Annotated in this window: 5 protein-coding genes and 2 pseudogenes; 2 read left to right on the forward strand and 5 right to left on the reverse strand. The window is 56.6% G+C overall.

All coding sequences use genetic code 11. The annotated features are described in order from the left end of the window. Positions 1-499, forward strand: a 499-nt coding sequence (locus tag RCCGE510_RS28265) for a formyltetrahydrofolate deformylase (protein WP_007635967.1), incomplete at its 5' end; no start/stop codon positions are given. A 351-nt stretch (positions 500-850) separates the two neighbouring features. On the opposite strand, the gene RCCGE510_RS28270 is transcribed toward RCCGE510_RS28265, so the two are convergent. Next, positions 851-2,040 (reverse strand): IS3 family transposase gene (locus RCCGE510_RS28270; protein ID WP_085989783.1). Its coding sequence is split into 2 segments (ribosomal slippage): positions 851-1,788 and positions 1,788-2,040, totalling 1,191 coding nucleotides; the frame shifts between segments, so codons are not numbered across the junction. 281 nt (positions 2,041-2,321) lie between these two features. Here RCCGE510_RS28270 and RCCGE510_RS28280 point away from each other — a divergent pair. Further along, positions 2,322-2,866 (forward strand): annotated as a pseudogene (locus tag RCCGE510_RS28280) (integrase core domain-containing protein); the annotation flags it as partial. Positions 2,867-3,081: 215 nt separating this feature from the next. Here the strand turns inward: RCCGE510_RS28280 and RCCGE510_RS28285 are convergent. The 4 genes and pseudogenes from RCCGE510_RS28285 to RCCGE510_RS28295 all read right to left on the reverse strand — a co-directional run bounded on the left by RCCGE510_RS28285 (position 3,082) and on the right by RCCGE510_RS28295 (position 8,567). Further along, entirely contained in the window at positions 3,082-3,567 is a 486-nt protein-coding gene (locus RCCGE510_RS28285; RefSeq protein WP_007635973.1) for a NifX-associated nitrogen fixation protein, read from the reverse strand. Positions 3,568-3,826: 259 nt separating this feature from the next. Continuing rightward, positions 3,827-4,012, reverse strand: a pseudogene (nifH, locus tag RCCGE510_RS33840) (nitrogenase reductase); the annotation flags it as partial. A gap of 1,142 nt (positions 4,013-5,154) precedes the next feature. Further along, positions 5,155-6,276 carry a nodulation factor fucose acetyltransferase NolL gene (nolL, locus tag RCCGE510_RS28290; RefSeq protein WP_007635975.1) on the reverse strand — a complete coding sequence of 374 codons (1,122 nt, stop codon included), beginning with the start codon at positions 6,274-6,276 and terminating at the stop codon, positions 5,155-5,157. 1,152 nt (positions 6,277-7,428) lie between these two features. After that, positions 7,429-8,567, reverse strand: a protein-coding gene (locus tag RCCGE510_RS28295) for an IS3 family transposase (RefSeq protein WP_192815360.1) whose coding sequence is annotated in 2 segments (ribosomal slippage) — positions 7,429-8,309 and positions 8,309-8,567 — 1,140 coding nt in all. Because the reading frame shifts where the segments join, the coding sequence is not laid out codon by codon here. Positions 8,568-9,024 lie beyond the last annotated feature (457 nt).

A 9,024-nucleotide genomic window follows, 5' to 3' on the forward strand; every position in this document is an offset into this window, starting at 1 on the left:
TGTCAATCACGATATTCCCTTCCTCCATATTCCCGTGACCAAAGAAAACAAGCCGCACGCTGAAGCCAAGATCATGGAGATCGTAGAGTCGACGTCCACGGAACTCGTCGTCCTGGCGCGCTACATGCACGTACTTTCGGACACGATGTGCGAGCGGATGTCCGGCCGCATCATCAACATCCATCACTCCTTCTTACCGAGCTTTAAAGGCGCGAACCCTTACAAGCAGGCGTATCAGCGCGGCGTGAAGCTTATCGGCGCAACGGCGCACTACGTCACAGCCGATCTCGATGAGGGCCCGATCATCGAGCAGGACACCGTGCGGATTACCCATGCTCAGTCTCCAGACGATTACGTTTCGCTGGGACGCGATGTCGAAGCCCAGGTTCTGGCGCGAGCTATACACGCACATATTCACCACCGGGTCTTCCTCAATGGAAGCCGTACGGTCGTGTTCCCGCCAAACCCCGGATCCTACGCTTCCGAGCGAATGGGATAGAGCCTCTTTAGAGCATCCAACGTGAGGATCCGATGAGCTCAATACTTGCACTTTCGGTGGGTTCTTGCGGCGCCGGCACGTGACACAGTGAGACATCGCCCAACCAGGGAGCCGTCGTTCCAGGAAGTCATTCGTCTCGCCGCGTTGCGGTCGTTTACCAACCGCGCCGCCGTCTTATCCATCGGGGTAGGGGCGTTCTGAACGCGAAGCGTAAACCGTGTCTGGGGTTCCCTGGGAACCCACGCCCCGCAGAGTTTGGGGATCGTCAAGGCCAATCTTGGTGCAGGCGATCCAAGCCAAAACGGTATCGAGGAGAAGAACCATGACCGATAGTGACCTGCCACTGAATTTTCATCCGGCGGCGATTAGAGCCTCGGCGGTTTTGAATACGCCAAGTGGCGCGGTGTGAGCAACCGGCGGAAACGCGAAGCTTTCATCTCGCGCAGCGTTGGAGCCGGTTGCGGCAATTGTATCGGCATAGCTTGCCGGGGTCTGGTATCCGAGCGATGAGTGCGGCCGGAAGTGGTTGTAATCGTCGGCCCATTCAGCAATGGCGCTTCGGGCATGGTCGAGGCCGAAGAACAGGCTTTCGTTGAGCAGCTCGTCGCGCATCCGGCCGTTGAAGCTCTCGACATAGCCATTCTGCATCGGCTTTCCCGGCGTGATGTAGTGCCACTCGACCTTATGATCTTTCGACCAGGCAAGGATGGCATTCGAGGTGAGTTCCGTGCCGTTGTCGGAGACGATCATTCCAGGTTTGCCGCGCCGTTCGATGAGGGTCGTCAGTTCGCGAGCGACGCGACGGCCGGAGATCGAGGTGTCCGGGATCGCCGCCAGGCATTCGCGCGTCACGTCATCGACGATGTTGAGCACGCGAAACCTCCTTCCGCAGGCGAACTGGTCGTCAACGAAATCCAGTGACCAACGGGCATTGGCCTTTGCCTCGATCAGGATCGGTGCACGCGTGCCGACAGCACGCCGCCGGGCTTTCCGCTTGCGAACGGAAAGCCCTTCCTCGCGATAAAGGCGATAGATGCGATTGACCCCGGACGGTTCTCCCTCCCGCCGAAGCAGGACGAACAGCCGCCGGTAGCCGAAACGCCGCCGCTCATTGGCGAGGTCACGTAGCTTTGCCCGCAGTTCTACCTCCGGCGGTCGACTTGACCGATAACGGATCGTCTTGCGGTCGGCGGATATGATCTGGCAGGCCCGCCGTTCCGAAAGACCCATGACGGTCTTCAGATGCGTGACGGCGTCACGCTTGGCGACAGGCCCTACCATTTTTTTGAAAGAAGCTCGCGAAGTGCTGCTGCGTCCAACATCTGCTCGGCCAGCAGCTTCTTCAGCCTCGCGTTCTCGTCCTCAAGCGCCTTCAGCCGTTTTGCCTCGGAGACTTCCATGCCACCGTATTTGGCTTTCCAGTTGTAAAACGTCGCTTCCGAAATCCCGTGCTTGCGGCAAAGGTCGGCCGCCTTCGCGCCAGCCTCCTGCTCCTTCAGCACCGCAATTATCTGCTCTTCGGTAAATCTCTGCTTCTTCATTCGTCCGTCCTTTGATGGGCCGGACTCTAATCAATTCTGGAGGAAATTCGCAGGGGCAGGTCAGTCATCACTCATCGGTTGAGGACCGTTCGTGGGGCGGACAATATTGTGGTCCTGGACAAGGGGCGGGTCATCGAGGAGGGAAAGCACGCTGACCTGCTGAAAACTGATGGTCCTTACGGTCGATTGTGGCGGGCGCAAAGGTCTTGATCCGTGTAGGCCATGTCGGCTCGAAGCCGGGATTTTGTCCAAGTTGAAAAACGGTTGCGAACGTCATGGTTTATCGGCGACTGTTCGTCCTGCTTCGGCGGGAGGGAGAGCCGCCTGGGGTCAACCGCATCTACCCGCTCTATTGCGAAGAAAGACTTTTCGTTCGCAACCGGAAAGCCAGGCGGCGTGCTATCGGCGCGCGCGCCCCGATCCTGGTCGAAGCGAAAGCCGATGCCCGCTGGTAGCTGGATTTCGTTCACGACCAGTTCGCTTGCGGAACGCGGTTTCGCGTGCTCAACATCGTCGACGATGTGACGCGCGAATGCCTGGCGGCGATCCCGGACACCTCGATCTTGCGTCGTCGCGTTGCTCGATAGCTGACGACCCTCATCGAACGACGCGGCAAACTCGCAATGATCTCTCGGACAAGACCTCGAATGCCACCCTTGCCTGGTCGAAAGATCATAAGGTCTAGTGGCACGACATCACGCCGGGAAGCCGATGCAAAACGCTTATGTCGAGAGCTTCAACGGCAGATGCGCGACGAGCTGGTCAACCAAAGCCTCTTCCTCGCCCGCCAAATGCCCGAAGCGCCATTGCCGAATGGGCTGAGAACATAAAACAAAGGGCGCAGCCAATACACGTCGCTTGATCAGTGCTTGTAAGATACGCCGGAGCCAAGAGGAGCCGTAACGAGTAGTGAACGCACTGTCATGCGGGCTCCTCCATGTCGCCCCCCGCGCCAAGAGCTGTAAAGGTCCCCTTTGATCGGCTTGATTGCTGGCCAGATTAGCGAAGAATTCCGCCCTATATGAGCCATTTCAACCGCACTCAAACGCGCGCTACATCTGAATAGGTCTTGATTGTTGTTAAGCCATTATCGACCAGGCCAGTTCCCGCCTCGGCAAGCTTTCGCAGGTTGTCGAAGCCAAATCGATGCACGTCGCGGAGCGTCTTCGACAGTACGACGAGCCGCCCAGCCGTAAGTAATATCCGACCGAATCCCTCATGGTTCACAGTCAACACCGGTGACGCGATCAGTCCGGACTGCTCCTCTATAGCAAGTGCCACAGCGGCATAGAAGATCTCAAGCCGCCACTGCACCTCCAGGTCAGGTCCCCCGATGAGAGGAATCGCCCTACGCTGCTGCCTCGTCACGATGAAATCACAGACCAAATCGGTGTCCGATTTTTCTTGCCACAATTCAAAGGTGTCTTGAGCACGCATCAGTCGCAAGAGACACTTAACGAAAGGCGTGCCGAGAGCGTCTTTCTCATCTAATCGAGCATTGTCGGGGACAGGGGTGACGTTTGACATCAGCTTAAAATCCTCCTGAGTGCTGGATGCGGTTTAACTACGGCCACACCCGCCTCCGATAACACCTTCCTTAAAATGGTGCGACAAATGGGACCTGTGGCGAAACGCAACTTGGCCCGGACGAAAGACATAGCCCCCTCGAAGCCGGGCGGCCGCAACACCGGCAAGCGGCTGGCATGCGCCGGCGGGGTTGACGAAAAGCGCTTCACAAGCGAGATTTCCGTCTCGATATTTCAGTGGCGGTATGTTTCTCCGCGAACTCCAGATCCTCAACGGGACCTATTCGCCGCCAGATCTAACACCGTGTCCTGGGCTTTCGGATTTAGAATTAGGCGGGTGGAATCAGCTTCTCGAGGTCGACAAGGGCAGTGGGAGTATTTTGAGAGGCAGTGAACTTGCCGATACCCCCCTTTCCGTAGAGTGCGAACTGACGCAGACCTGCCATGTATTTCCCTTTCAAGATTCAAAAGACTTCCACCGTACGCGACACGTTCCACCAGGGGGATTGCTCGCCGCCTAGTTCTGGGAGTTCAAGACTCATGCCAGTCTCCTCCGGTGAGTTTCGGAACACGGAATCTGTAATGTTTTCAACCTATTAGCTAGCCTGTGAAGGATTAATCGAGGACAGCATTGTCGTGAACCGGACAAGATGCGGTGGGGATCGTAACGGAGATGTAACATTGAAGGAATGGCATACCGGTGCAGCGGCGGAAGCCTATCTCTCCGGCCACGTCAGCAACCAAATGCCACTTAGGCGCAATGTCCGGGCGCTTGCGAGGTGCAGCCGGCCGATCTTCGCTGCTTGGCGATTAAACGGCGCGTCCCAGTGCTCCCTGGATCCCGGATCCCGGCTTTAGACATGATCTCCTTCGTGCGTGAGACGATGGGCTCCGAAACCCGCATGCATCACTGGCCGAAGCTCCCCTCCTCGATAGTTGGCGCCGTCGTTGGAGGGGAATGCCGCGGGCATATGGAATGCGGCATTGGCCGCCGCGACGCCGACAACAGCTCACCAATGCTATGAATTCCCACAGTGAACGGCGCTTGTTAGACGTAGCCGGCAAAGGAGAAGCTCACGAAGGTCAGACGGCCTTTCTGGGCTGGGCCTGGTCCGATGCCGACCGGATCGACCGGCTGCAAGGTTTGTAAAGACCGTTTCAACAACCAGCCCCTCGGCGCTCCGGCAGCGTGTATCTGAAGCTGCTGGCGTGCATCGGCCGCGTTCACTCTCTATTCGCACCAGAACACGGCACCTGGGGAATCATCGCATCCGGCACGACCTAGCTGGCCGGTTCCGCCGGCGCCGGCAAGAGGATGACTATGGCAGCGGCCGTCATGGAGCAGCCCCGGCTCGGCATGACCGCTGAGGCGATTTTCGCTGTTCCCGGTCATTTGCTTTGCACAGCCCGGAAGAGCGTTTTGGGTACCTAATGCGAACGTTCGCAACTTTATCAGGGACAAGCGGGACCTGGCGGCAAGCGGGACGCCGAACGATATCGACTCCACCATCTTTGACGTTGCCAAAGATACGGTTTACTTCGCGCTTGCTTGCTTGCTGATGAAGTTTACGGTGATAATTGGACACCGCTAGTTATTCGCAGGATTGCTCGGCAAACGAACCAGACGGGGTGGCGCTCCAAGGATGAGCTGGGACAGATAGGGAATGTCGCGCATGCTCCAGCGAACCGCTAGTGCGACGGCAACGATCATCGTCCCGAGAATAAGCGCCGCGGCAGACTTCATTGTGGGAGTCCATCCTTCTCCATATTGTATCGAATCCATGAGGCGAAAGACCGTACCCTGCACCAGGTACAACAGGAGCGTGCTCTGTCCCACTTCCGCGGCGATAAAGCGAACCGCGCTGCTCGAGCGACCAATTTTCCATGATTGAAGCAGAACCTCGATCATCACTGCCGAGGCCGCCGCGGAACCACAAAACATTAGAAGGATATCTTTTGCCGACTGCAGATTCTGGATCAAGACGAGATTGTTGTAGACATAAGTGTCCTCGCGCCACGCAATGAAGCACAAGATAGCCGCGATAGAAGTGAACATCATCAGGAGCGGCTTATGAGGCCGCATTATGCTCGTCCACCATTCTCGCGACTGCGCAAATGAGAACCCCACGCAGAAAAACGGGTAAGTGTACTTTATGAGAGGGAATATTGAAAACGTCACGGGTGCAAGTGCGACCAGTATGACTGAGACAAGCAAAGCGCGCGACGACCAAGAGTTGAATATTGAAATAAGTTTGACAAAAAGAAAAGAAGCAAACGCAGCCCAGATGAACCAGTATGTGCCGACAAAATCGTGCAAGAACTGCAAAACGTTGTCTGGTGCGGTCGGCGGCCGGGGCAGCATGATCAATTTGACTGCCTCTAGAAGAGTGCACCAAAACAGCGTCGGCACCAGGAGCTGCATCACGCGATCAACGATGGCTTGCCTGAAGGGTTTACTTAGTAGGGCTGATCTACAGAGATATCCACTTATCGCCATAAAGAGAGGCATGTGAAACATGTAGATCCATCTGAAGCATGCCGAATCCCAGAAGCCATCGCCTTGGTAAAAGATATACTGTAGCAGGTGACCGAAAATCACCAAGATGATGAGTATTCCTTTGGCGAAGTCTAAAGCTAGATCGCGATCGCTGGCTTCTGGCGCCTTAAGCACTGTATTCCCACCTACAATTTGTTTTTCGTATGTCGGCATTACTTTTCTTTTGCAAGCCCGAACCAGCTTACCTTGCCTACGGGCACCGTCCGGAAGCGGCATCTTCGAACCCCGTTTCATCATGCTGGTTAATTCAACTTCCGATCAGCGCTCCGACATCATCGGCATGCTGAACAACGGTCGACCCGTCGCGAAATTGCGGGGATCTTCCCAGTTCATAGGGCGACCGTGGCGCTAAGGCCAAGCAGCCGTTTTCCGCCTGTCCTTCAATTGCCTGTTTTCGCGGCGACATTCGCACCGCCAAACTCGGTGCCGCGCAACTTCCCGCGCTGCCACCCGCCGAAGTCTTTTACGGCACATTTGCGCGAATGCAGATAACGCTGCCTACTCTGCAATCGGCCATTGCTGTACTTGCATTAGGTGCTTCCATGACCCGTCTTCACGTCACAACCGTGTTGGATAAACAAAAGAACATATCGCAGATACCATTCAACGGCTCCTCGCCGCATTTAGGGTATTGTCTATCGCCTAGCCGGCGCCTTGGTGCGGATCGGTAGCCCGAAACCTCAGCGCCGAAAGTGTGGCATCGCCAATGCAATGCACCAGGCCGCTCGCCGTTACAAAAGCCAATATCTTGATTCGAATTCGCTCCATTAGGTTGGCGCCCTCAACGTCTCCTATATGGCAGCCTCACCATTGTAAAATTCATGCGACCAATGGGACGCATCTACAGGATGGATGAGTATCGCGCGGAGCGCCCGATAACGCGGCAATCTCGCCTTAACCGACGCTGTGCGCACTTCGACGGCTGGCTTCTCCCGGTCCCGCGGACCTCTACCGCAATGAAGCGCAAGTGTCTTTACCCGGTCGTTACCGGAGATTTCCTTACAGGGCGCGGGATGAATTTGTGCTCATTCACGAAGTCTTCGAGGAAGTTGTTCCATTCGTCAGCGGTGCGACGAGCATGGGCAAGCTTTGCCCCGCTTCTCTGGCAAGCCGCAGGTTAGCAAGCCATCATGATGTGTCGGATGCATCATCTGAAAATCCGCCAGCTCTTCAAGGAGGAACTGGTTATTACATAATTAGGCGGCTCTCGCTTCTGGCAAGGTGACAATAATTTCCGTAACCATAGAGCTGGCTCGGTTTGTCTGAACAGTTCCGGGCGTTTCGCTAAGTGGATTTCCGCCTCGATTATGCCGCCGCCATCATTGGCGCCAGCGCGTTGAAGTAGGCCTGATCCGGCGTCTTCCGGTCAAGGGATGAATGTGGGCGTCGGCTATTGTAAAAGGTCAGATATCGGCCAATGCCGACGCGGGCCTCGGACACGGTCTTGTAGGCATGGAGGTAGACTTCCTCGTATTTGATCGAACGCCAGAGCCGTTCGACGAACACGTTGTCCCGCCAAGCACCCTTGCCATCCATCGAGATGGCGATTTCCGCCTTCTTCAGCACCGCCGTGAAGTCCATCGAGGTGAACTGCGAGCCCTGGTCGGTATTGAATATGTCGGGCTTGCCAAAACGGGCCAGCGCTTCCTCGACTGCTTCGATGCAGAAGGCTGCTTCCATCGTGATCGACAGCCGCCACGACAGAACCCTCCGGCTGAACCAGTCAACGACGGCGCAGAGATAGACAAAACCGCGAGCCATCGGAACGTACGTTATGTCCATTGCCCAGACCTGGTTGGGCCGGGTGACCGCCAGCTTTCGCAGGAGGTAGGGATAGATTTTGTGACCTGGCGCTGGTTTGGATGTGTTCGGGCGACGATAGATCGCCTCGATGCCCATCTTTTTCATCAGCGTGGCGACGTGCAGCCGCCCAGTTTCCAGCCCTTCTCCCCTCAAGAGCCCTTGCAACATCCGACTTCCGGCAAACGGGTAGTCGAGATGCAGTTCGTCGATCCGCCGAATCACGGCAAGATCGCCGTCAGGCACGGGATGAGGCAGATAATAGACGCTGCCACGGCTGAAGCCGAGAAGCTTGGCCTGGCGCACGACGGATAGCTTATGCTTGCGGTCGATCATTTCTTTCCGCCCAGCAATCCCGCCTTGCCGAGCGCACCGGATAAAAAATCGTTCTCCAGTGTCAGCTCGCCGATCTTGGCGTGCAGTGTTTTGACATCCACGGTTGGACCCGCCGGTTCCGCCTTCGCTTCATCACCGAAAACGCCTGTCGCCCCCTCAAGGAGCTGGTCTTTCCACTGTTTGATCTGGTTGGCGTGCACGTCAAACTGCTGGGACAATTCCACCAGCGTCTGCTCGCCCCTGATGGCGGCAAGCGCCACCTTTGCCTTGAAGGCCGGGCTGTGGTTCCGGCGCGGTCGTCTCGTCATGGTCTCTCCTGTTCCCGGCATCTAAGCCGAAGTCAGGCAGAAATTCCACTTATCCTAGCTGTGTAGATTTCCCGAGCCAGCTCCAGATCTCGCTACGAAACGGTCGGTGCTTGAGGGTTCCGGCTGACGTGGAGCTAAGGGTGCTCGGGTCGTTGATCGCTTGCGTGGAGGCGGCATGATCGGGCCTTCCGGGAATGTCCGGGTCTATCTTGCCTGCGGAGTGACCGACATGCGGCGTGAATTGATGGACTGTCGGCGTTGGTCGAGGCGGCTATCAAGGAGGCGCCAGGTTCCGGCGCGATCTTCGGCTTCCGCGGAAAACGGGCCGATCGGATCAAACTTTTATGGTGGGATGGCCAAGGGTTCTGCCTGTTTTACAAGCTTTTTGGAACGCGGATACTTTCCGTGGCCAACAGCGAAAGAAGGCGTTGCGCACCTGACGCAGGCGCAGCTTTCG

Origin of the sequence: Rhizobium sp. CCGE 510, from assembly GCF_000292525.1 — a bacterium.
Taxonomy (GTDB): Bacteria; Pseudomonadota; Alphaproteobacteria; order Rhizobiales; family Rhizobiaceae; genus Rhizobium.

Coding starts and splice junctions, on each gene's coding strand:
- nolL (WP_007635975.1), bottom strand. CDS start 6,276: ATGCCGACATACGAAAAACAAATTGTAGGTGGGAATACAGTGCTTAAG.
- RCCGE510_RS28285 (WP_007635973.1), bottom strand. CDS start 3,567: ATGTCAAACGTCACCCCTGTCCCCGACAATGCTCGATTAGATGAGAAA.